This is a genomic window from Aeribacillus composti (assembly GCF_031760945.1).
GTDB classification, from domain to species: Bacteria; Bacillota; Bacilli; order Bacillales; family Aeribacillaceae; genus Aeribacillus; species Aeribacillus composti.
In genome coordinates, this window is record NZ_CP134501.1 from 2,318,195 (window position 1) to 2,341,462 (window position 23,268).

Below are 23,268 nucleotides of genomic sequence, written 5' to 3' on the forward strand. Positions count from 1 at the left end.
TATTAATAGGTAGTATAAACGCTATTCATTCCAAATTGTGTCAAATAGTGGCGAGTACAGCATACAATTTTTGACGGATTCCTAATGTTTTCGTCGAATGGAAAAATGGTTAAAGAAAAAAAAACGGTACAAGCCTTTTAGAGGAAGAAAGCTAAATTGCTGAAGTTGTAAACACTTTCGTTAAGAGACGATGGGGAAATTACAGGAGATCTTTTCTTAAAAAAGCTGTGTAAATGTTTATACTTTTTCAGAACGAGGAAAAAGCCTGGCTAAAAAGCCAGGTCCTTTCGCGTATATATCTGCAATTTATATTCCACAAAAAATATTAGAACTTACCATATACATGGCATTAAATTTTCAGCAAGGATCCGCATTTTTTTCAAATGGCATGTCGTATTTTTTCATAAAGTTTTGATTCATTCGTTTTGCTATTTTCGGGAACGCGTGCAAATCTGTTTATCTATTTTTACATAATTTTTTGATTCTTTCCGCCGTAATACGATTTTTGAACAAATCATGCCTAATAGGAATCTCTGAATCCTGCAAATATTTATGTTCCAGTCCAATATTTAAACTGTTTTACGCATGCAAATATTAAAAACCTTCCATTTTGCCCGCTTGATGAGCTTTAAGAAAAAAGCATGGATGACGTCTATTGTCACCCATGCTTTTTTTAGCGGCGCTTTCTGTTTCTTAAAAATGTCGGGATGTCAAGCGTATCTTCTGCCTGCTGCAATGCACGGCTCGTAATGTCGTGAGTCGGCTCTTCCTTTTTCACTTCACGCTTAGTTGCAACATTTGGCTTCTTATTAGGAGCAAATGGTCTCGCTTCTTGCTTGCTAGGATTTATTTCAGTTTCTCTAAATCCAGTTGCAATCACTGTTACAACAATTTCATCCTTCAAATCTTCATTAATAACAGATCCAAAGATCATGTTGACATCTTGGTCCGAGGCTGATGCAACAATATCGGCTGCTTCTTGAACCTCATATAGGCTTAAATTTGTTCCGCCGGTAATGTTCATCAATACTCCTTGCGCCCCGTCAATTGAAGTTTCAAGAAGCGGACTTGAGATTGCTTTTTTGGCAGCTTCAGCCGCTCTGTTCTCTCCCGTTGCTACTCCGATTCCCATCAATGCAGAACCTTTGTTCGACATAATCGTTTTCACGTCCGCAAAGTCTAGATTGATGAGTCCCGGCACAGCAATTAAATCAGAAATACCTTGCACTCCTTGACGAAGAACGTTATCCGCTTCACGGAAAGCTTCAAGCATCGGCGTATTTTTATCAACAATTTCAAGAAGTCTGTCATTCGGAATCACAATAAGAGTGTCAACGGCTTCTTTCATGGCTGCAATTCCACCAGCCGCCTGCATAGCGCGTTTTCTTCCTTCAAACGTGAACGGCCTCGTGACAACGCCGACCGTCAGTGCTCCTAAATCTTTGGCAATTTGCGCAATGACAGGTGCTGCACCAGTTCCGGTGCCTCCTCCCATTCCAGCCGTTACAAACACCATGTCTGCACCTTTTACAGCTTCTTCAATTTGTTCCTTGTTTTCTTCAGCAGCTTTTTTTCCGACCTCTGGATTTGCTCCTGCACCAAGGCCCCTTGTCAATTTTGCGCCAATTTGCATTTTTGTTTCTGCTTTTGAAAGGTTTAATGCTTGTGCATCAGTGTTGACAGCAATGAACTCTACACCTTGCACACCATGTTCAATCATCCGGTTGACGGCATTATTTCCGCCGCCTCCTACTCCAATAACTTTAATTGTTGCAAAGCCGTCAATATTCGTATCGAACTCCAACATGCAAAATCCTCCCTAATCCATCAATGCTCTATTGACGAAATTTATTCGAAAAAGTACCCAAAAAATTTCTTCACTCTGCTCATTTTTTCTTCATTTTGACGCTTCGTTTTTTGCTTTAAAGTCACTTCATTCGCTTCACTCGGAACAGTTTGCTTAATCTGTTCCACCTCCACCTTCGATCCAATCCGTCTCCCTTGAATTTTTGCATTTTTGTAGGCAAACTGGATGAGACCGACACCTGTCATGTATTGAGGATTTCTAACACCTATGTAGTCGGGGCTAGCAATCCGAACATTGTGGGCGAGTACAGTTTGAGCAAGTTCAAGCACACCAGGAATGTTTGCACTTCCGCCAGTTAACACGAAACCTCCGGGCAATTCCCTGAAGCCCAGTTTTGCAATTTCTTGAGCTACAAGCAGAAAAATTTCCTCCATTCTAGCCTCAATAATATCAGCTATTTGAAGCTGATTGAATTTTTGCATTTTATCGCTGCCTATAATCGGAACATCAAACACCTCGTCTTCAGATGCATGATCATAAAAGGCATGTCCATGTTTAATTTTAATTTTTTCAGCATTTTCTGTGGAAGTTCTAAGACCAATTGATAAATCGTTGGTAATGTGTTCTCCCCCAACCGGTAGAACGGAAGTTGTTTTTAACTCTCCGTTTTCAAAAACTGCAATGGTAGTGGATCCCCCGCCAATATCGATAAGAGCTACGCCTAAATTTTTTTCGTCTTTGGATAAAGCAACTGAACCACATGCGAGAGGCTGAAGTGCAATATCCGTAATTTCAAGGCCTGCACGTTCAACGCAGCGCAGTAAATTATGTAGAATAGTTTTTGATCCGGTGATGAGCAGTCCTTCCATTTCCAGCCTTACTCCCAACATTCCCCTTGGATCATGTATCCCGTCAAGACCGTCTACAATAAACTGCTTCGGAATGCAATCTATAATTTCCCGATCTGGGGGAATGGATAAAACTTGTGCAGCTTCAATGACACGCCTTACATCTTCATTTTGAATTTCTCGGTTTTCACTTGAAACTGCCACTACTCCTTGACAATCTTGAAGTTTTACATGAGAGCCGCTCACACCGACAACAACTTTATGGAGGGGCATGCCGATCATTCTTTCCGCTTGTTCCACAGCCTTTTTAATAGAATGAACGGTTTCATCTATATCAACAATTGATCCTTTTTTTAAGCCTTTTGATTTCACATTACCAACACCAATAACGTTTAACGATTCATCCATCATTTCGCCAATGATTACTTTTACATTGGATGTACCGATGTCAAGACTGACAAATATTTCATTGCTGTTCAATGCTTTTGGCACCTCCTTATCCAATACTACTATTCTATTACGTCCAATAGAACAATACAATGAAACGAACGTTACATATTTGTTTCAATTTGTATATGTGTAAATTCAACACTTGATCTATTTTCCCTTTTAAAAGTTGGATTTTTTTTTGTTCGTATTTCTGCCGCTGTTCCATTTTGCGATTAAAATTCTGCGAATAACCGCTATATTTTGGAAAAGCCGAACTCCAAAAGCAAACATTGCTACTAAATACAAGTCTACACCAAGATGAACGCCGAGAAAAGCTAAACTTGCAGCTAAAAGTATATTAAAAAAGAATCCGGAAACAAACACAAGCTCATCATAAGAATTTTGCAAGTATGCCCGGAATCCCCCGAACAGAGTATCAAGCGCAGCAAGTATGGCTATTGATAAATAGTTGGAATATTCATCTGGAATTTGAATGTTGCTGTACAGACCTAAGACGATACCTAAAAGAATTCCGATAACCGGGAGCCACATAACTAATTCCCTTCCTTTTCATCTTTAAGAGGTGCCATATTTTGAATGCGGATCGATTTTTCATAAGGCGGTATAATTAGCTGTTTCTGCGGTGCAGATACGGTCAATTTCAAATTATCAATCGCAAAATCGTCTTTCAATGCAGATCCATTTATTTTACTGTAAAGTTTTTCAGCGTCGTTTGATAAAATTTTGATTTCAATCGGGTAAGTGTTCAGACTGTTTCCGTCAATTTTCGTTATTCCGTTAATATCGCGGATAACGGTTGTGTTGACAACTCTGTATCCGTTTATTGAAATTTCTTTTGCTTCATAAGAGTTCACTTCATTGATCAGACGCTTTAAAAGCTCTGGCGAAATCGGCTGAATAGGTTTTCCGAGCAGGTTGCTGTCAAACAAAGGCTCAACTGTGAGAACGACACCCTCACCTTTTACTTCGGTTAAACCCGCTTTCGCCTTCAGCTCTTCTAAAGTATCTTTCAACGCTTTTTCAGGACTTTCGTTTTTTTCCATTTCCCTTTGCATTTGGTCATATTTGCGGATTTCTTCTAACAATTCCACTTGAAGCTTCTGTTCTCTTTTTAAATCTTCACGGAGCTCCCACATATCCCTCGTATCACGCTCGTCCGGTTCTTCTATGGATCGATATTGCACGCCAAGCATAAACCCAAAAATTGTTGTAATGATGGAAAATGTAAAGGCAAATTTCCATTTTGGTTTAATCAATCGTCCATCACCTTTCTTTTTTCTAGAGCTAGGTTAGCTAGGGTTTCCGCTAATCATCCAGTTCATTTGACAAATAGGGCCCCATTTTAATTTCTTTTTTCTTTTCCACCTTTACAACAATATTTTCATAGGCAAGCTGATCCAAAACGCCTCCTGCAATGTTTAGCGCCTGCGTCAATACCTCAGCATCTCCGATGGCAGAAATAACAAATGGAGCGGGAAATTGGTTTCCATCTACCGTTACGACGGGGCCGTTACAGATGATATAAGAATGATGGAATATTCTTTGTCCGTTGATCGCTACAGCGGTCGCACCTGAAATGAGCAATTCATTCACAACTTTAAAGATGTGGCTTTCATGAACAATATAATTGTTCACATTTTCCCCTTCTGGAACATAAGAAGAGTCTTCGAGCGTCACTTCAATCCCTTCGCCGACAACCCCTACCTCTCCTACAAACATCCTCAATTTTTCAACATCTTCAACTAAGTTATAATAAAGCTCTTTCTCTTTTTTCAATTGCTCTTCAATTTCTGTAACTTTTTTTTGTTTTTGAAAAAGCTCCTCCTGGAGCTTCCGGTTTGTTTCTTCTTGATTGATCAGCAGCTTTCTTGTTTCATATTCTTTTTCCCACTGTTCTGGTGATACATTCAAATCTTTTCTTTCTTTTGTCCATTGAAAAGAATATGAAATTAAGAAACCGACGACGAGCATAATAAAAAATAACATGACATGGCTGGCATTAGCTTTCCTCATCGGCTTTGTCCCCTTTATTCTTCTGTGATCCTTTCTTGCTGTAAGGCTCAAAATAAGAACCGACTTCTAAGTGGATAATCCCTTTTACTTTCGGGTTGAGTTCTTTTACAATCATTGGATATGAACGCATTTTTTCAGCAAAAGTTTTCATAGAAGCTCTCACTTCATAGCCGTTGTTCATAAATAATGTAATTATGTACGGATCCATTTTTTCCGGCGTATAGTGAACCTCAGAAATGGAATTGGAAATGGAATGCGGAAGGTTTGTCAATTGTTCAGTCATGAGATGAGCAAATTCAGCATCGTCAAAACCGAATAAGATCGGAGCATCAGGCACTTTTACGCTTTTTTGTCCATCTAAAGTTTCCCCGTTTTCCAAAACCGGGTAAAAGGATGATCCATTGGACACGTAGGCTACTCGTTTCATTTCTTCAATTTCAATCCGAATGGTGTGAGGGAAAATTTTGACTATGTTCGCACCTTTCACTTCTTTATGTTTTTTCAAGGCTTTGATCGTTTTTTCTTTATTAACACTCCAAAAATTCGTCTGTTGATCGATACCGGAAAGCGAAATGATTTCATCGCTGGGAACATTGACATTTCCGCTCACTTCTACGTTTTTCACTTTGCTTAACGGCGTTTCTAAATAAATAATTAATAAAATAAGCAAGGAGAAGGTGAGAATAAATAGTATAAATCTCCTATTTGCCTTTTGTTTGCGCTGCTGCTTGAGCTTCGGTATCCGATCCTCGATTGAAACGATTTTTTCTTTTTCCAAGTCTATGTTCACCCCATCCTAGATTCATTGAATCCAGGTTTAATATATAAGCTTGTCCAAAAGGAGCAAAAAATGTTTAAAGGTGAAAAAACGGCAATAGCATGCCGTTTTAAAAAAATCTTGTTGAAATATTATAACATAATGTACAAGCTGAAAGGGAGAAAGATTTTTCCTATTTATTCCTTCCAACAATTTCAACTTCCGTTTCCATTTTGATTTGGAATTGCTCGTAAATCGTCTTTTTTACAAAATCGATGAGGGCCAGAACATCTGAAGCTGTTGCATTGTCTTCATTGACAATAAAATTCCCGTGCATCTCCGATATTTTTGCGCCTCCGATTTTGTAGCCTTTTAAGCCGGCTTTTTCAATGAGCTGACCAGCATAATGAGGAAGGGGGTTTCGGAAAATGCTTCCTGCGCAAGGATGGTTCCAAGGTTGTGTTTCACGGCGATATTCTTTATTTTTTTGCATAGTGGATACGATGCTGTCTCTATCTCCTTTTTTTAATTGAAATACCGCTTCTAAACATATTCCCGGGCGCTTTTTTTGCAAGATAGAGCTGCGATATGAAAATTCCATTTCTTCATTGGAAAGCCATTCTAATGTCCCATCTGCAAACAAAATATGCGCCTTTTTGAGAACATTTGAAATATCCGAGCCGTGCGCACCCGCATTCATATAGACCGCACCGCCTACAGATCCGGGAATGCCGCTGGCAAATTCTAAACCAGACAATCCTTTTCTGCTGATCAATGTTGACAGGCTGACTAATGAATAGCCTCCCCCCACTGTGATCTCCTCATCTTGAATGGTTAAATGGCTGATGCCGTTTCCTAATTTAATTACGACCCCGGCAATTCCTTCATCTAAAACAAGTAAATTGGATCCTCTCCCTATTACGCGCCAATCTGCATGATGCTTTTTGATGATTTCCATTGTTTTCATTAAGCCTTCAATGCTTTTTGGCTCGACAAACACATCTGCCGGTCCGCCGACTTTCATCGTTGTATGTTTTTTTAACGGCTCATTCTCAAGCACTTTTCCTACATCAGCTCGAATTAACTCTTCCAACAGCTGCTTCACATGTATCCCCCCATTTTCAAATCTTGTTATTAGCAGCGGCAAGTTCGTTCATGACTTGATAAAGCCTTTTGGCTGCATCACGAACTCCCAGTTCAAAAGAAGCTTCGCTCATGCTCTTCAACGTTTCCGGATTCAGTAAAATTTGATCGATCAACGTTAACAAACGATGCCCTGTTAAATTTTGTTCAAGCAATAAAACGGCAGCGTTTCTTTCACTGAGTGTGCGGGCATTTGCTTCTTGATGATTGGCTGTAACATACGGGCTTGGAATTAATATGCTTGGAAGACCAAGCGCTGTTATTTCCGCTAAAGTCGTAGCACCTGCTCTTGATACGATTAAATCAACTGCTGCCAGCACATCCGGCATTTGGTGGATAAACGGTTTGATAATAATATTTTTCAGCCGGCCGCAATCACCTATTTGTTCCATTATTTGCTTGTAATGAACCTCACCGGTGACATAAACAATTTGATACGGCTTTTTCGATAATTCGTCAAGGATGCTGAGGACAGATTCATTAATCGGTCTTGCCCCGCGGCTTCCTCCAAAGATGAGCACGGATTTTACATTCTCTGTTAAATTTAAAGATGATTTACCTTTTGCCCGATCGCCGCCAATCACTTCCTGCGCGCGAGGATTTCCTGTTAGAACAACTTTTTCTTCCGGAAAAAATTTTTTGGAGCTTTCAAAAGAAATGGCGACTTTATCAACATATTTTGCTAAAAATTTATTAGTCAAACCAGGCACGCTGTTTTGTTCGTGGATGATTGTCGGTATTCCGAGTCTGCTGGCTGCATAAACGACTGGTCCCGAAACATATCCTCCAGTCCCAATTACAACATCCGCCTGAAACTCTTTTAGCAGCTTTTTGCAGATGGCGAAGCTGTTGAAAAATCGATAAACTGTTTTAACATTATCAAACGACAGCTTTCGTTTAAAACCGCTAATTTTAATCGCTTTAAACGGGATCCCTTCCCGTGCCACAATCTCTTTTTCCAGTCCATTTTCCGTCCCTATATATAAAAAATTGGCATGAGGGTCATATTTTTTCACTTCTTTTATGAAAGCAAGCGCAGGATAAATATGACCGCCGGTTCCTCCTCCACTTACGACAATGTTCATTCAAAAAGCCCCCCTGAAATGTTAGAAACTTTTTATAAAACAGTTAAAAGAGGCTGAGCAAACAAGCCGAAAAGCCCCCTTTTTTCCATATTTATCCAGATTGGAAAGCTTAATATTTTGCATATCGGCTAATATTTAAAAGCACCCCGATTGCCATCAGCATTAACGTCAGTGACGATCCTCCATAGCTTAAAAACGGAAGGGTGATGCCCGTTACAGGCATTAATCCTGTGACAACCCCGATATTGATCATCACTTGAATCGCAACCATTGCAACAATGCCGACAGCTAGCAAGCTGCCGAATAAATCAGGCGCGTTCAACGCGATTAAAATTCCCCGCCAAAGCAAAAGAGAGAATAATAAAAGCACAAGAGAACCGCCTATAAACCCCAATTCTTCCGCAACGATCGCAAAAATAAAATCTGTTTGTGGCTCGGGCAAATAAAAAAACTTTTGTCTGCTTTGACCCAATCCTAATCCGAAAAGGCCTCCAGGGCCAATTGCATAAAGCGATTGAATAATTTGAAACCCGCTCCCAAGCGGATCCTCCCATGGATTGAGGAACGAAGTGATCCTTTTCATACGATAAGGAGCTGATAACACAAGAGCGGTAAAACCGAGTGCACCTATCAATCCCAGTCCGATAAAATGGCTAATTTTCGCTCCTGCTGCAAAAATCATGACGACACATGCTCCCATCATCACCGTTGCTGTTCCTAAATCAGGCTGAAGCATAATGATCCCAAATGCTAAAAAGACTAATCCTAAGGACGGGAAAAGCCCTTTTTTAATGGTTGTTACAAATTTTTGATTTTCGGACAAAAATTTAGCCAGAAAGGCGATCATCGCTAGCTTCATAAACTCAGAAGGCTGAATGGAAAATGCCCCGACACCGATCCAGCTTCTGGAGCCATTTCGTACAACGCCAATTCCAGGAATCAACACGGCAATCAGCAAAACGAAGCATACGATTAAAAGCACCTTTGCCCACGTTCTCCATGTCCAATAGTCTATATTCATAAAAAAGAACATGGCAACAATGCCCAAGGCGGCGAACAGCAGCTGCCGCTTTGCAAAAAAGAATGCATCGTCAAATTTATACGTTGCCCATATGGCGCTTGCGCTATATACCATGATTAAACCGATCGAAAGCAGCAAAAATGTGATCAAAATTAAAATGAAATCTGGAGATTTGCTTTTTGTCGACACGCCGAACACCCCATCTTTTTTAAGCTTAAGGGTACGAGCCCTTATTTTAGCTTATGCACGGCGTTTATGAAAATGTCTCCTCTCTCTTCGAATGTTTTATATTGATCCCAGCTTGCACAGGCCGGAGAGAGCAAAATGACATCACCTATATCCGATATGCGAAACGCCGCAAAGACTGCTTGTTCCACATTATCGACATGTTCTATCAGTTCTATTCCAGCCTTCTCTGCAGCCTTCTTTATTTTTGGGGCAGTTTGTCCAAAGGTGATGACTGCTTTCACATGTTTGAAATACGGGATTAATTCATCAAATTCATTCCCCCGGTCAAGCCCTCCGGCCAACAATACAACAGGGGATGAAAAAGCTTCGAGAGCCTTTGTTGTTGCCAAAATATTCGTGGCTTTCGAATCGTTATAAAATTTTCTTCCTGAAACTTCGCCGACATATTGCAGGCGATGCTTTACACCTGAAAACGATGCCAGCACCTTTTGAATCGCTTTGTTTCCAACATTTTTCGCCTTTACTGCACAAATAGCAGCCAAAATATTTTCTAAGTTATGCTTGCCGACAAGAGCAATATCTTTTATATCAATAATTTTTTCGCCATCATACCAAATGGATTCATTTTTGATATAAGCACCATTTGATACTTCCTTATTGGTTGAAAAATAAATTTTCTTTCCGTTTGACAGTTCAGACAGACGCACAACATCTTGATCATCCGAATTGATAACCGCAACCGATTGGTCATCTTGGTTCGAAAAAATTTTTCCTTTCGCTTGCATATAATTTTCGCGAGTTCCATGATAGTCTAGATGGGCATTAAAAATATTTAACAAGACCGCGACTGAAGGTTTAAAATGAATGGTTCCTAAAAGCTGAAACGAGGATACCTCCATAACTACAATATGTTCCTTTGTCGCTTCCTGCACAACTTCACAAGCCACATTTCCGATATTTCCTGCCAGCAGCGGCTGTTTTCCATCCGCCTTCAGCATTTCGTATATTAAAGTTGTCGTCGTCGTTTTTCCATTCGATCCAGTTATCGCAATAATTTCCGCTTCAGAAATTTGATACGCAAGCTCGACTTCGGTTATAACGGGAATATTTTGTCTCGCTGCTTTTTGTACGATCGGGTTTGTGTATGGAATGCCTGGATTTTTTACAACAATATCAATATTATGCTCCTCGAGCAATTGTTCGGGATGTTCCCCTAAAATAAGTTTGATCCCTAAACTTTCAAGTTCTATTACATCATCATTTGCTTCGTATGGCTTAATGTCGTTTACGGTAACATGAGCACCTAGTTTATGCAATAATTTAGCGGCTCTCAAGCCGCTTTTCGCCAAACCTAATACGAGAACGTTTTGATCGACATACATTTGTACATTTTTCAATTATAACCACACCTCGATGATAATTCCTAGTATTGCAAAAAGCAAACCCATCGCCCAGAATGTCACGACGACTTTCCATTCCGACCATCCGTTTAATTCATAGTGATGATGGAGCGGGCTCATTTTAAACACTCTTTTTCCAGTCATTTTAAAGGAAATTACTTGAATAATGACTGATAATGTTTCAATAACAAACACGCCGCCAATCACTATAAGCAAAATTTCTAATTTTGTCAAAATGGCTACAGCGACAATCGCTCCTCCTAAAGCCAATGAGCCAGTATCTCCCATGAACACTTTTGCAGGGTGAGCGTTGAACACTAAAAAGCCTAATACGGAACCGACCACTGCAACACTAAAGATGGCGATATCATATTGACTATTGTTCCATGCCAATACAGCAAATGCTCCGAAAGCAATTGCAGCGCAGCCGGATAACAATCCATCGAGACCGTCGGTCAAATTGACGGCATTTGAGCCGCCTACAAGCATAAACAAAATAAGAACGGGGTAGAGCCAGCCAAGATCAAAAGAAAGTTCCGTCCCCGGCAATCGAATTTCTGTAGAGAACTCAAATTGATTTAAAACAAAATAAAAAATAACCGCAACAATGATTTGACCGATTAATTTTTGTTTTGAAGTCAGACCGAGATTTCTTTTTAACACCACTTTAATCATATCGTCTAAAAATCCGAGGAGTCCGTAACCGATCGTTACAAACAACAGCAAAAACGTTTCGATCCCCGGTTTCGAAAATTTATTGGTCATGACAATAGTGGTGATAATGATGGATAACATAATCATGACTCCGCCCATCGTCGGAGTTCCGGATTTTTTTTGGTGGGATTTTGGTCCTTCATCCCGAATACTTTGGCCAAATTTCAGCCTTCTTAAAAATGGAATAAAAATGGGAGAAAGTAATACACTGATTAAAAAGCCCATTAAGATGGTAAAAAGCACGACTTGTTCTAGCATTGATACTTCCTCCTCCCACCAAAACCAACATTTGCCTTTATATCCATATGATTATTGATGTTAAACCATTCCAATTTCATAACAAATCCTCTTCCTGCTTGATTATTTATTCTCTTTCAATTGAATAGCGCGAATAGCCACTTTTCGATCATCGAAGTCAAATTTTTTGTCCCCGATTTGTTGATATGTTTCATGGCCTTTTCCTGCAATGACGACGACATCTCCTTCTTCTGCATTGCTGATTGCAAATTGGATGGCTTCCTCTCGATCGACAATTGAATGAAAAGGTTCTCCGTCGACACCAGCTGTCATATCTTTTAATATTTGATGCGGATCTTCATTTCTAGGGTTGTCGGAAGTAAAAATTGGAATGTCCGCCCACTGAACAGCAATTTTCGCCATAAGCGGACGCTTCGTTCGATCGCGGTCTCCTCCGCAGCCAACGACTAAAATGACTTTCTTTTTGGCAAGCTCCTTCACCGTTTTCAATAAATTGTCCAAGCTGTCTGGTGTGTGTGCATAGTCAATAATGACGGAAAAATTTTGTCCGCAATCTACTAACTCAAATCGGCCGCGCACACCTTCCATCGATTCGACCGCTTCGATGATCTTTTCGATCTCAACTCCTGAAACTAAAGAAGCCGCAATAGCAGCAAGAACATTATAAACGCTGAATTTCCCGACTAATTTCATTTGTACAGGAAATGTACCTTCAGGAGTAACGAGGAGAAAAGAAGTCCCGCTTGCATTCATTTTCAAATCTTTCGCCATAATCTCACATTCGTTTTCAATTCCATATGTAACGATATGGGAAGAAGTCATATGTCTGTAATAGTCAGAGGCTGGATCATCACCATTCAATATAGAAAATTTTGGATGATCATGATCATATTTATTTCCGAGCTGAGCAAACAATAATCCTTTCGCATTTCGATATTCTTCCATTGTTTGGTGATAGTCTAAATGGTCTTGGGTGAGATTCGTAAATACTGCAACATCAAAATCACAGCCGTGGACTCGTCCCATATGCAGCGCATGAGAGGAAACCTCCATACTGGCGTGGGTCACGTTCTCCTCGATCATCTTTTTAAATGTTTTTTGCAGGGTTAAGCTGTCAGGCGTTGTATTTTTTACTTCGTATTGTTGATCATTTATTTTTGTATACATTGTTCCGATTAAACCGGTTTTATAGCCGGCATTGCGAAAAATATGATCAATCAGATGAGTCGTAGTCGTTTTTCCGTTCGTGCCCGTGACACCGATGAGGTGAAGCTTATGTGTTGGCTGGTCATAAAAATAATCAGCAAGCACAGCCATTGCCCGTTTTGTATCATTTACGACAATTACCGGGATATCACCCGGCAGATGGTTCAGCGGTTTTTCTGATAACAGAGCGGCCGCGCCTTTTTTTACAGCTTCTAAAGCAAACTCATGACCGTCTACCGTAAAGCCTTTGATGCAAATAAATAAGCTTCCTTCCTTCACAGCACGCGAATCCATTTCCAATGAAGTAATCTCAGGATTCCCATTACCATAACGTTTATAATGATGTAGAGCAGTGAGAATTGCATCTAATTTCATAACGATAATCCTTTCTCAAAAAAACATTCTCCATTATTTTATCTTAGCTTAAAATGAGCGACAAGGGCTTTTCAAAAGCAGTTGTTTCAAAAAGCCCTTTTTTAGAAAATTATTCGTCTGCTGCCGCCTCGTCTCCTAATAAAATTCGTACAGTAGATCCTTCTTTTACCTTTACGCCTGCTTTTGGCGATTGTTGAACGACTACCTTGCCGTCGCCGTTTACATCAAGTTTTAAATTCACAAGCTGTTCAGCGAGCTCCTGTTTTGAGAGTCCTAAAACGTCCGGTACTGTGACGAACTTTTCATCCAGCCAAGTTTCCTTTTTTTCCATTTGCTTCGTTCTAGGCTTCACACCGAGCTGTCGGAGACTGTCTTTTATGATTGTTCCTACAATTGGTGCGGCAACTACACCGCCAAATTGCACCGTTCCCTTTGGATTATCAACGGCGACATAAACAACTATTTGAGGGTTGTCTGCAGGTGCAAAACCAATAAACGATACAATATGATTATTTGTCAAATATCCTCCGCCGGGAGCAGCTTTTTGCGCAGTCCCCGTTTTTCCTCCGACCCGATACCCTTCAACAAACGCTCCTCTTCCTGTACCTTTTGCAACAACACTTTCAAGAGCAGCGCGAATTTGTTTGGATGTTTCCTCGGAAATAACGCGTCTTTTCGCCTCAGGTGTCTTTCTTGATACAACATCTCCCGTATCCGGGTCAATCCATTCTTTTGCGATATTCGGTGTATATAAAACACCGCCGTTGATCGCGGCTGAAACAGCGGCCACTTGCTGGATCGGCGTTACAGAGACCCCTTGGCCGAACGCTGTGGTCGCAAGCTCGACAGGTCCAACCTGACTTTCTTGAAATAGAATGCCGCTTCCTTCACCTGCTAAATCAATCCCCGTTTTTTCACCAAAGCCAAATTTTTTAATATATTCAAACAAAGTCGATGTTCCCAGCCTTTGTCCAAGTTCAACAAATCCCGGGTTGCATGAATTTTGAACAACTTCAAGAAACGTCTGATCCCCATGTCCGCCTTTTTTCCAACATCTTAATGTCGCACCGGCAACTTTTACATAACCCGGGTCGTAAAAATGCTCTCTATAAAGATCAACCTTCTTTTCTTCAAGAGCGGCTGCTAACGTGATAATTTTAAATGTTGATCCAGGTTCATACGTGCTCCAGATCGGCAAATTTCGGTTATAAACTTTCGGATCGACATGCTGATATTTTGTCGGATCAAATGTCGGTCTTGATGCCATGCCTAAAATTTCTCCGTTGTTCGGATTCATGGCAATGGCAATTATTCCGTCCGGATTGTATTTCGATTCGGCAATGTCCAATTCCCTTTCGATGATCGATTGAATTTTTGCATCAATCGTCAGCTTTAAATTCAAGCCGTCCACAGGAGGCATATATTCCTCCACTTCATTTGGCATTCTTTTTCCTTTAGCATCAGAATAAAATTTAACATATCCTTTTTGGCCTTTCAATTGCCGATCATAATATAATTCAAGTCCGCTTAGCCCTTGGTTGTCGATCCCTGTAAAGCCTAAAACGTGCGCTAAAAGGCTGTTAAACGGATAATATCTTTTAGAATCTTCGGCAATGTAAACGCCTTTTAAATTTAAACTGCGTATTTCTTGCGCTTTTTCGTCAGATATTTTCCGCCCTTCAGGATGAACACGGACAATCATTTCTTTTTTCGTTACGTATTGATAAGCTTTTTCCGTCGGCATATTTAAGACAGAAGCAAGCTTTTGAGCCGTTTCAGCTGGATTTTCGACCTGACGGGGAATGATAAAAACACTCGGGGCACTGACATTTGTCGCAAGCTTCTCCCCATTTCTGTCCACGATTTCTCCCCGCTTTGGTTCAAAAGGGATATTTCTGCTCCATAAATCCTTAGCAAGAGAAGTTAATTGCCCGCCTAACACAAATTGGACATATCCTAGTCTTACTTCGATCACGGCGAAAATCAAAAAACCTGCCAATAGAACGAAAACGAGCCGTTTTCTTACTGTTACATTTGAAACGCGCATATATACGATAACTCCCCTCATGTAGGTTCGCTATCAAAATATATGACTCGTCCATTTAATATAGAACAAGCTTCAAGCGGAAGCAGGCGCCCGCTTGCCGAACCGTTCCCAGATACATTTTTTTTAAAAGCAGGCTCCTATTGTGGTACTACTTAGGCTTTTTTAATTTAATAGTTAATTGATCTCCTTTTCTAATTTCAGTGCCTGGTTTAATATTTTGTGCGTTAACATATCCGCTTCCTTCATATTTCAGCTCAAGCTCCATGATGGAACACAGCTTCATCACATCCCGCAACGACCATCCGGAAATGTTCGGCATTTTCACAGCTCCGTCCGTTAGAAGAAACACTTTTTCTCTTTGGATCACCCGTGAAGTCGCGCTTGGATATTGGGAGGTGACGGTGGCTCCGCCGCCTAGAACAATTGGTTGAATTTGCTGTTTTTCGAGCTCTTGAACGGCTTGTTGAACCTGCTGGCCTTTATATTCAGGCAGTGAAACTCCGACTTCTTTTTCATTTTCAACATTTTTTTCTTCCTTCGCAGCAGCAGTCGTCGGTTCAATTTTTAAATATTCAAGACTATTTTTCATCACTGATTTAAAAATCATGGAAACAGGAGCTGAACCGGTTTCTGTCGGCTTCAACTTCGGCTGCTGAACAGCAATGTAGACAATGAGCTCTGGATTTTCTTTTGGAGCCATACCTAAAAAGGAAAATACATAATTTTCCCGGCCCGTTAAATAACGTCCTCCTTCTCCTGCTATTTGAGCTGTCCCAGTCTTCCCGGCGATGTGATACCCCGGTATTTGAAAAGGTTTCCCTGTTCCATGTTCAGATGTCACAACAGTTTCTAAAATGTCAAGCGTTTTCGCAGCAGTTTCTTTTGTGATTGGTTCGCCTTCTACCGATGGTTCCGTCTTCTTTAGCACTCGATTTGTGTCAGGGTCTACAATTTTATCGATGACATAAGGCTTCATCATCTTCCCATCGTTGGCAATAGCTGTTGCAGCTTGTACGAGCTGGATTGGTGTGAAAGCTGACGCTTGTCCAAATGCAGTCGAAATTTTATCCCTCTCCCATTTGTAATTTAATTTGCTGTTCTCTTCGTTCGGCAAATCAATACCCGTTTTCTCTAAAAACCCAAAACGATTTAAATATTGATAAAACCGCTCAAGCCCAATCTTTTTATGCGCTAATATGGCAAAACCGACATTGGATGACCGCTGAACAGCTTCATCAAACGTAATGGTGCCCCATCCGACATTGTTATGATCGTATATAGGACTTGCGCCTTTTACTTTATACATCCCGGACTTATATTTTTCGTTGCCGTTATAAACCCCTTCATTAACCGCAGCAGCTAATGTAAAAATTTTCATTGTCGAACCAGGCTCAAAACGGTAAGAAACAGCGTCATTGTAAAAATTTTGAATATCACGCTCGTTTGGATCAAAGCTTGGCCGCTGAGACATCGCTAAAATTTTCCCCGTTTTTGGGTCTGCGACAATTCCGATCATTTTCGTCGGCTGATATTGTTTTTCAGCTTCATTTAACGCATCTTCCAAAAACGTTTGAATTTTTTGGTCAATTGTTAAATAAACGTCGGCTCCGTTATTCGGCGTAACAATTTTGTCTTTGCTGCCCGGCAGCTTGTAGCCGCTTCGGTCGCTTTCATATATCACATATCCGTCTGTTTCCTGCAAATATTTATCTAAGCTTTTTTCTATCCCCAGCTGCCCGGTTGTTTTTCCCGTCTTTTCATCTCGCTTGGCGTAGCCAATCACATATGATGCAAATTTTCCGTTTGGATAAAAACGTTTTGTATCGCGAATAAAACCGATGCCGGGCAATTTAAGCTTTTCAATTTGCTGTTTTTTCGCAAAGCTGATGTTTCTTCCTTTTTCTCCGAATTCGACCTGAAATTTGTCTTTTTTCAAAATAGCTTCGATTTCTTTCTGTTTCATTCCAAGAATGGGAGCTAATTTTTCTGCCGTTTCTTCAGGATCGACAACATGATTCGGATGGTCGGGATCCGTTGTCATTTTTTCATCCAATACAGCTACTAATGTATAGGTAACAGTATCTTCAGCGAACACGTTTCCTTTTTGATCCAATATTTGGCCGCGGCGGGCTTCAAGCATGCGCTTTTTTTCATATTTTTCTTTTGCCTTTACAGCTAGCACTTGACCATCGACAGTTCCTGTCGCTTGAATGTAGAAAAACCTCCCAAATAAGATAAAAAAGAGCAGAACAAATATTACGGATAATATTGCTGCTCCCCGATTCATATTTTTGCTTTTCTTCATCCCAATCAGTCCTGTATGCCTTTTACTTTGCTTGGATCTAATGTGAAGCCTAAGTCTTTAGCAATTTTATAAATTCTTTCAGGTCTTTTCAATTCATCGACCTGAAGGTTTAAATCACTGTTGATTTTTTCCTGATTTTCAATTTTAGCTTCGATTTTCTGCATTTCTATATTTGCTTGATACAATTTCACACTATTTGAGATAATCCAAATGGAGCATACCAGCATCAAAAATAAAAAAACAACAAATAACAGTTTCTCGCCTAATGTAATGGAGGATCTTTTTCGTTTAACAACGAGGGGTTGTTTTGCATGCTTCTTTTCTTCTTGTCGCCTTTCTTGAATTTTGACAGCTAAATTGCTCATAGAAAACCTCCTATTTTTTAATCTTTTCTGCTATACGAAGTTTAGCGGATCTCGACCTTCGATTTTCTTCAATTTCTTTTTCCGACGGCACGATCGGTTTTTTTGTTATAATTTTGATTTCTGGCAGCATTTCGTTGGGAATTATCGGTATGTTGCGCGGAATTTCTGCTTGGCTGGCAGCTTTTCTAAACGCCAGTTTGCAAATTCGATCTTCTAAAGAATGGAACGTAATGACACATATCCGCCCTTCTGGAGCTAACAGTTCAATTGCCTGACTAACCGCGCTTTCAAAAGCGGAAAGCTCGTCATTGACGGCAATTCTAATTGCTTGAAAGATGCGTTTGGCAGGATGCCCGCCTTTTCTTCTAGCGGCGGAAGGAATGGCCTCTTTTATAATTTCCGTCAGCTCGCCAGTTGTTTGAATGGTCTTTTTTTTGCGGGCAAGTTCAATTTTTCGAGCAATTTGCTTTGAAAATTTTTCTTCTCCGTATTGAAAAAAAATTTTTACAAGCTTTTCATAGGGCCAGGTGTTGACAATGGTAAAAGCGGAAAGCTCTTGGTTTTGATCCATCCTCATATCAAGAGGAGCGTCATATTGATAGCTGAAGCCTCGTTCCGGTGTGTCCAGCTGAGGCGAAGATACTCCCAAATCAAACAAAATCCCGTCTACTTTATGAATATCCCTAGAGAAAAGCTCTTCTTTTAAATGTTTAAAATTGCTTTTGATGATGGTTACTTTATCTTGGAAGGGCTCGAGTTTTTCCTTCGCAAAAGCAATTGCAGCTTCATCTTGGTCAAAGGCGTATAAATGTCCAGTTGTCAGCCTTTTAGCAATTTGTTCGCTATGGCCTGCCCCTCCTAATGTGCAATCAACATAAATTCCGTCCTCTTTTATTCGTAAACCTTCAATCGCTTCATCCAGCAAAACTGTCTTATGTACAAACAATATCCAGCACCTCGTTTCCAACGGAAGAAGTCTTGATTATGGATAGGATGAACATCAAATATCAAAATCAATCATGTTTTCTGCAATTTCTTCAAATGATTCTTCTTGTTCAGCCACGTATTGCTCCCAATTTTGTTTGCTCCAAATTTCTATCCGACTGGAAACGCCGATGACGACGCATTCTTTTTCCAATTTCGCGTAAGCAAGAAGTGGAGCCGCAATGTTAATCCGTCCTTGCTTGTCCATTTCACATTCAATAGCGCCGGAAAAGAAAAATCGTGTAAAAGCTCGGGCATCTTTTTTTGTTAATGGGAGAGCTTTCAGTTTCTCTTCAATCACTTTCCATTCGCTGAGGGGATATCCAAACAAGCATTGATCAAGACCTCTCGTGAGAACAAACTTCTCGCCAAGGCCTTCCCTGAATTTTGCGGGTACGATCAATCTTCCTTTTGAATCGATCGTATGTTGGTATTCTCCCATAAACATCACGTTGGCCCCACTTTCATTTCTTTTCCACCACTTCCCCCCACTTTTCACCACAAATTTATTGTACTATTAATGGACATAAAAAAAAACCCTGTATGACACAGGATTTTTCAAAAAATAGTTTTATAATTTGACAATTTTATGTTTTCCATTGAAAGTATATGTCAACTGCTGCAAATCTTTTACAAAATTCGGCCCATATTTGTTTAAATAGTAATAAATATTCCATACTCTTTCTTGCCATTGATTATTCGGTTTCAGTGAATACTCAATACGCCTGAACTTTTGCAGCTCTGCTTCATATTTTGCATGTATCTTTTTTTGAACGATCCTTTCCACAAAATCTATCTGCTGTTCGATAAATTGTGCGTTTTTTCGCAATACGGGCGCTAAGCTTTGGTCGAAATCCTCTATTTTTTCTCGCAATGACCGATGAATGTCCTCAATCTCTTCTTTTGCTTTCGACACATATGCGCTGACATCAAAAGGCTCCTTTTGTTTAAACCACCTATGTTTTAACGGTTCAACCCCCTGCTTAAGAACCTCTTCCAACGGCAGGTCTAATTCTAGCAAGTCCGACTCTATGTTTCTTTCTAAAATCGTCAAATGAATTCTCGGAATAACTGGCGGCACATTCATCGAGAATAAATGAAATACCCCTTTTAATTCTGCCCAATACGCAATTTCTCCTGGTCCGGCGATAAAAGCCAAAGTCGGAAGCAAATATTCCTGCATGACCGGTCTTGTCACTACATTATTGCTGAACTTCCATGGATTCATTCTGACTTCTTCTAAAAGATCAGACAACGAAGACGTCCAATTGATTTCAGGGATCGAAAATAGATTCTTCTCTTTTTCTATGAGCAAATAGCGCTCATCTTCTATTTGATAAAACAGATTGGCGCAGTTTTCTCTCATTGTAATTGCTTGATATGGATATCCTTCTTCTTTTAAAATTTGCTGCTGCTTGACGACTTGATGATAAATGCTGTCAGTTGCCATGAGCATTTGTTCGAAATAAGATTTTTCCAATTCCCGCAATTCTTTTGATCCAGAGTTGATAAGTACAATTCCTTCATCTCCGAACATGGAGATGAGTAATCGTTCAAAAAATTCAACATAAGTGGCAGATTGGTCAAGCTCATGATACAAAGAAGCAAGCAAATGTTTCGTATATTTCGTTTCGCCAAATGCCGCAAAAACTTCTTCCAGCCAAATGCGACAAGCGTTTTTATCAATTGATAACTCCGATATCATTGTTTTTTTTCGTTGTGTTTGCATGATCGTTTTCTTTTTCAAACGCCCTCTGTCTGCCACATAGAGATGATTAATTTCGTCAAAGTCATGATCCTCCCCCGCGATCCAAAAAACGGGAACAACAGGTATGTTTAGCTTTTTCTCTTGCTCTTTCGCCAATGCCAATATGGAAATGATTTTATGTATTGTATATAAAGGTCCTGTTAAGAGTCCAGCTTGCTGACCGCCCACAACGACGACACTATTCGGATTTTTTAATTTTAAAATATTCTCCATTATCTGTTCTGTTGCGTTCAGCCGCTTATGATATTGGATTAAAACATCCGCCAGCTCATCCCTCTTATAAGTCCTTGATAAAATATCGTCATATCTTTTTTGAAATACATCTTCTTGAAATGGATCATAATCAAAATATTTTTCAACCTCTAATCGCCGATTTATATAATTGTTCACAAAAGGATTGGATTGAGGAAGGAAGAGTTCAAACGCCTCCATATCTATTAACTTCCTTTCTTCGTTCATTATCATTACCCCGACAAGAGTATAGCATGTAATATTTTCAAACAAAAAAAATTTGCTTTTATTTATTCACATTTGATTCATTATGTACATAAACACCCCGATGATCGCCATGCTCTCAGACAGCAGAAAAAATATTAAAAAAGAGCTTCTCCACATCATTTTCAATGCTTTCATCCATTTGATCTCGTCAGTGAATACGAATTGAAGTCCAGCTGTCGCCAAAAAAAGCAGCAAATATAAACAAAGCAGCCATAAAAACGATTGATGATGCCAAATAACAGAAAGCTTGATCCAAAATGAAACGGCAAAAAATACAGTAGCCACATCAACGCTCAAAAGGAAAGATTTTTTCTTACTCTTTAATAAAACACGAAAAAGAACCAAAAACAGCAGCCACGCGGCCAATGGAAACGTCACAAAAAAGGCGATGATTCCTATAACAATTCCCATCAACGTTCCTCCCGGTTTTCCAACCCTTTAATCGCATTGTACAAAAATTCCATTGTACAAGTATGAGCACCCTTTTCTTTCCCTTTTTGAATGAGATCCCCTAATATTGAATCAATTTCTGTTTTTTTATGATGTTCAATATCCGACAGCATTGATGAACGATTGTTTTTTGTCTTTATTGCAATACTTTCAATATATTCCCATAAATCATCCTTATCATTTATTTCAAGAACATCACATACTTCGTGAAATAGCTTTTTGGCAAGCTTTGCAACATAAGGATTGCTGACGATGTGGCCATTCGGCATTCGAAATAAGGCAGTTAATGGATTAATAACTGCATTGGCGGCCAATTTTTTCAATACAACCGGCTCCCAATCCTCTTCATATTGTATCAAAAATAAAGGATCAGACGTATTTAACTGATCAATAAATTCCCGCGCCCCACCGCCGTCATACGGGCTGATGCGAATTTTCCCAATACCAGTATGGTGAACGGTATTGGGGGATTTTTTTAAGGCGCCGTGCTCTACAACACCTATATACAATTCATGTTGGGCAAGCTCTTTCATTCTGCCGATATGAGTTATGCCGTTTTGAACAAATACAATCTTTTTCGGCGGCAATTGCTTTAGATTTCCAAATAATGACGGCAGACTATATTGCTTGACAGCAATAATTAATAATTCTTCATTATATAATACATCTGCACGTGATTTTACATATGCAGTCCAAGGGTTCGGGCCTATGACATGTATCCCTTCTGTCCTTACCGAAATTGCCTGCTCTTCCGTCTTTGTATAAAGGGTAATGTCATGTTTTCGGCTAAGGTATGCCGATATTAACAAGCCTACAGCTCCTCCGCCAATTACACCGATCTTCAAGTTCTCCACCTCTCTCATATGTATCATAACAAACAAAAACTAAAAATTCTTCTTTTTCCTGAATATAATTAAAAATTTGATTATATTTGCTTTTTTATTATTTTTTCAATGTTATTTTCTCTTTATGTTTAGTATAATGTGAGTGAAAAGGCGTCTATCATTATAGCGGCAATTGGGGGAGATTCGCCATGGTAAAAGTGGAAAAATTATTAGTCAATTATAAAACTTTAGAGGAATTTAAAAAATTTAAAGAATACGGTTTACAAGAATTATCCATGCTGGAGGATTTAGAAGCAAATATTATCGAAAATAACAGCGATTCGCCCTTTTACGGGATTTACTACGGAGACAAATTAATTGCCCGGATGAGTTTATATCGGGTGGATAAAAAATATGATCAATATTTTGAGCCAAAACAGGACTATCTTGAGTTATGGAAATTGGAAGTGCTTCCTGAATACCAAAGAAAAGGGTATGGAAAAGCGCTGGTTGATTTTGCCAAATCGTTCGGCTTGCCTATAAAAACAAATCCGCGTATGAAATCGGCTGGCTTTTGGGAAAAGATGGGCTTTGTCCCTGTAAAGTATGATATGAAACGAGATCGTGGAGAAAATCCTCTCGTTTGGTATCCTAACGGTGTCACTGTCAAAGAAAAGGGCGCTCATTAAAAAAAGACGCTGGCAGCGTCTTTTTCAAAGTCAGAAGTCGATAGTTGATGAAACCGGCACGCTTTGTCGGTT

At 39.7% G+C, this 23,268-nt stretch carries 21 protein-coding genes; 1 reads left to right on the plus strand and 20 read right to left on the minus strand.

The features are described 5' to 3' along the window. Positions 1 to 673: 673 nt before the first annotated feature. The 20 genes from ftsZ to RI196_RS11270 all read right to left on the minus strand — a co-directional run bounded on the left by ftsZ (position 674) and on the right by RI196_RS11270 (position 22,528). The gene (gene ftsZ, locus RI196_RS11175; RefSeq protein ID WP_063388489.1) at positions 674 to 1,807 is read right to left on the minus strand and encodes a cell division protein FtsZ; all 1,134 of its coding nucleotides are present in this window, start codon (positions 1,805 to 1,807) and stop codon (positions 674 to 676) included. Positions 1,808 to 1,848: 41 nt separating this feature from the next. Beyond that, positions 1,849 to 3,135 carry a cell division protein FtsA gene (gene ftsA, locus RI196_RS11180; RefSeq protein ID WP_063388490.1) on the minus strand — a complete coding sequence of 429 codons (1,287 nt, stop codon included), beginning with the start codon at positions 3,133 to 3,135 and terminating at the stop codon, positions 1,849 to 1,851. 129 nt (positions 3,136 to 3,264) lie between these two features. Further along, positions 3,265 to 3,636: a small basic family protein gene (locus RI196_RS11185; protein ID WP_311066249.1), complete on the minus strand. Its 372-nt coding sequence runs from the start codon at positions 3,634 to 3,636 to the stop codon at positions 3,265 to 3,267. Positions 3,637 to 3,638: 2 nt separating this feature from the next. Beyond that, entirely contained in the window at positions 3,639 to 4,361 is a 723-nt protein-coding gene (locus tag RI196_RS11190; RefSeq protein ID WP_232515562.1) for a DUF881 domain-containing protein, read from the minus strand. A gap of 49 nt (positions 4,362 to 4,410) precedes the next feature. Further along, complete coding sequence (locus RI196_RS11195; protein WP_063388492.1) at positions 4,411 to 5,118, minus strand: DUF881 domain-containing protein; 708 nt, start codon at positions 5,116 to 5,118, stop codon at positions 4,411 to 4,413. Further along, on the minus strand, positions 5,105 to 5,896 hold the full coding sequence (locus tag RI196_RS11200) for a cell division protein FtsQ/DivIB (protein WP_063388493.1): 792 nt from the start codon (positions 5,894 to 5,896) through the stop codon (positions 5,105 to 5,107). Before RI196_RS11200 ends, RI196_RS11195 begins: the two co-directional genes overlap by 14 nt. A 172-nt stretch (positions 5,897 to 6,068) precedes the next feature. Then, positions 6,069 to 6,980, minus strand: coding sequence for a UDP-N-acetylmuramate dehydrogenase (gene murB / locus RI196_RS11205; RefSeq protein WP_311066250.1), 912 nt, complete (start codon positions 6,978 to 6,980; stop codon positions 6,069 to 6,071). A 16-nt stretch (positions 6,981 to 6,996) separates the two neighbouring features. Then, positions 6,997 to 8,103, minus strand: a complete 1,107-nt coding sequence (gene murG, locus RI196_RS11210) for an undecaprenyldiphospho-muramoylpentapeptide beta-N-acetylglucosaminyltransferase (RefSeq protein WP_063388495.1) — start codon at positions 8,101 to 8,103, stop codon at positions 6,997 to 6,999. A 109-nt stretch (positions 8,104 to 8,212) separates the two neighbouring features. Then, a complete protein-coding gene (spoVE, locus tag RI196_RS11215) occupies positions 8,213 to 9,313 on the minus strand; it encodes a stage V sporulation protein E (protein WP_063388496.1) in 1,101 nt (366 codons plus the stop codon). A gap of 41 nt (positions 9,314 to 9,354) precedes the next feature. Continuing rightward, positions 9,355 to 10,710, minus strand: a complete 1,356-nt coding sequence (gene murD, locus RI196_RS11220) for a UDP-N-acetylmuramoyl-L-alanine--D-glutamate ligase (protein ID WP_375338751.1) — start codon at positions 10,708 to 10,710, stop codon at positions 9,355 to 9,357. Further along, on the minus strand, positions 10,711 to 11,685 hold the full coding sequence (gene mraY, locus RI196_RS11225) for a phospho-N-acetylmuramoyl-pentapeptide-transferase (protein ID WP_066251816.1): 975 nt from the start codon (positions 11,683 to 11,685) through the stop codon (positions 10,711 to 10,713). It lies immediately after the preceding gene. 102 nt (positions 11,686 to 11,787) lie between these two features. After that, positions 11,788 to 13,266: a UDP-N-acetylmuramoyl-L-alanyl-D-glutamate--2,6-diaminopimelate ligase gene (locus RI196_RS11230; RefSeq protein ID WP_094246093.1), complete on the minus strand. Its 1,479-nt coding sequence runs from the start codon at positions 13,264 to 13,266 to the stop codon at positions 11,788 to 11,790. A gap of 109 nt (positions 13,267 to 13,375) precedes the next feature. After that, positions 13,376 to 15,313 (minus strand): stage V sporulation protein D, encoded by a 1,938-nt coding sequence (locus tag RI196_RS11235; protein ID WP_066251821.1) that lies wholly within the window; start codon positions 15,311 to 15,313, stop codon positions 13,376 to 13,378. Positions 15,314 to 15,461: 148 nt separating this feature from the next. Continuing rightward, the gene (locus tag RI196_RS11240; RefSeq protein WP_311066251.1) at positions 15,462 to 17,618 is read right to left on the minus strand and encodes a penicillin-binding protein; all 2,157 of its coding nucleotides are present in this window, start codon (positions 17,616 to 17,618) and stop codon (positions 15,462 to 15,464) included. A gap of 5 nt (positions 17,619 to 17,623) precedes the next feature. After that, on the minus strand, positions 17,624 to 17,983 hold the full coding sequence (ftsL, locus tag RI196_RS11245) for a cell division protein FtsL (RefSeq protein ID WP_130156250.1): 360 nt from the start codon (positions 17,981 to 17,983) through the stop codon (positions 17,624 to 17,626). Positions 17,984 to 17,993: 10 nt separating this feature from the next. Then, positions 17,994 to 18,929, minus strand: coding sequence for a 16S rRNA (cytosine(1402)-N(4))-methyltransferase RsmH (gene rsmH / locus RI196_RS11250; protein WP_311066252.1), 936 nt, complete (start codon positions 18,927 to 18,929; stop codon positions 17,994 to 17,996). 54 nt (positions 18,930 to 18,983) lie between these two features. Next, a complete protein-coding gene (gene mraZ, locus RI196_RS11255) occupies positions 18,984 to 19,415 on the minus strand; it encodes a division/cell wall cluster transcriptional repressor MraZ (protein WP_063388503.1) in 432 nt (143 codons plus the stop codon). Positions 19,416 to 19,538: 123 nt separating this feature from the next. Further along, the gene (gene bshC / locus RI196_RS11260; RefSeq protein ID WP_162877000.1) at positions 19,539 to 21,194 is read right to left on the minus strand and encodes a bacillithiol biosynthesis cysteine-adding enzyme BshC; all 1,656 of its coding nucleotides are present in this window, start codon (positions 21,192 to 21,194) and stop codon (positions 19,539 to 19,541) included. Positions 21,195 to 21,260: 66 nt separating this feature from the next. Continuing rightward, positions 21,261 to 21,644: a DUF3397 family protein gene (locus tag RI196_RS11265; protein ID WP_311066253.1), complete on the minus strand. Its 384-nt coding sequence runs from the start codon at positions 21,642 to 21,644 to the stop codon at positions 21,261 to 21,263. Next, positions 21,644 to 22,528 carry a 2-dehydropantoate 2-reductase gene (locus tag RI196_RS11270; RefSeq protein ID WP_157728002.1) on the minus strand — a complete coding sequence of 295 codons (885 nt, stop codon included), beginning with the start codon at positions 22,526 to 22,528 and terminating at the stop codon, positions 21,644 to 21,646. The genes RI196_RS11265 and RI196_RS11270 overlap by 1 nt, the downstream gene beginning before the upstream one ends. A 188-nt stretch (positions 22,529 to 22,716) precedes the next feature. On the opposite strand from RI196_RS11270, the gene RI196_RS11275 reads away from it, so the two are divergent. Next, the gene (locus RI196_RS11275) at positions 22,717 to 23,196 is read left to right on the plus strand and encodes an N-acetyltransferase (protein ID WP_063388507.1); all 480 of its coding nucleotides are present in this window, start codon (positions 22,717 to 22,719) and stop codon (positions 23,194 to 23,196) included. The last annotated feature ends 72 nt before the right edge of the window (positions 23,197 to 23,268 follow it).

Coding starts and splice junctions, on each gene's coding strand:
- ftsZ (WP_063388489.1), bottom strand. CDS start 1,807: ATGTTGGAGTTCGATACGAATATTGACGGCTTTGCAACAATTAAAGTT.
- RI196_RS11185 (WP_311066249.1), bottom strand. CDS start 3,636: ATGTGGCTCCCGGTTATCGGAATTCTTTTAGGTATCGTCTTAGGTCTG.
- RI196_RS11195 (WP_063388492.1), bottom strand. CDS start 5,118: ATGAGGAAAGCTAATGCCAGCCATGTCATGTTATTTTTTATTATGCTC.
- murG (WP_063388495.1), bottom strand. CDS start 8,103: ATGAACATTGTCGTAAGTGGAGGAGGAACCGGCGGTCATATTTATCCT.
- mraY (WP_066251816.1), bottom strand. CDS start 11,685: ATGCTAGAACAAGTCGTGCTTTTTACCATCTTAATGGGCTTTTTAATC.
- RI196_RS11230 (WP_094246093.1), bottom strand. CDS start 13,266: ATGAAATTAGATGCAATTCTCACTGCTCTACATCATTATAAACGTTAT.
- RI196_RS11235 (WP_066251821.1), bottom strand. CDS start 15,313: ATGCGCGTTTCAAATGTAACAGTAAGAAAACGGCTCGTTTTCGTTCTA.
- RI196_RS11240 (WP_311066251.1), bottom strand. CDS start 17,618: ATGAAGAAAAGCAAAAATATGAATCGGGGAGCAGCAATATTATCCGTA.
- ftsL (WP_130156250.1), bottom strand. CDS start 17,983: ATGAGCAATTTAGCTGTCAAAATTCAAGAAAGGCGACAAGAAGAAAAG.
- mraZ (WP_063388503.1), bottom strand. CDS start 19,415: ATGTTTATGGGAGAATACCAACATACGATCGATTCAAAAGGAAGATTG.
- bshC (WP_162877000.1), bottom strand. CDS start 21,194: ATGAACGAAGAAAGGAAGTTAATAGATATGGAGGCGTTTGAACTCTTC.
- RI196_RS11265 (WP_311066253.1), bottom strand. CDS start 21,644: ATGGGAATTGTTATAGGAATCATCGCCTTTTTTGTGACGTTTCCATTG.
- RI196_RS11275 (WP_063388507.1), top strand. CDS start 22,717: ATGGTAAAAGTGGAAAAATTATTAGTCAATTATAAAACTTTAGAGGAA.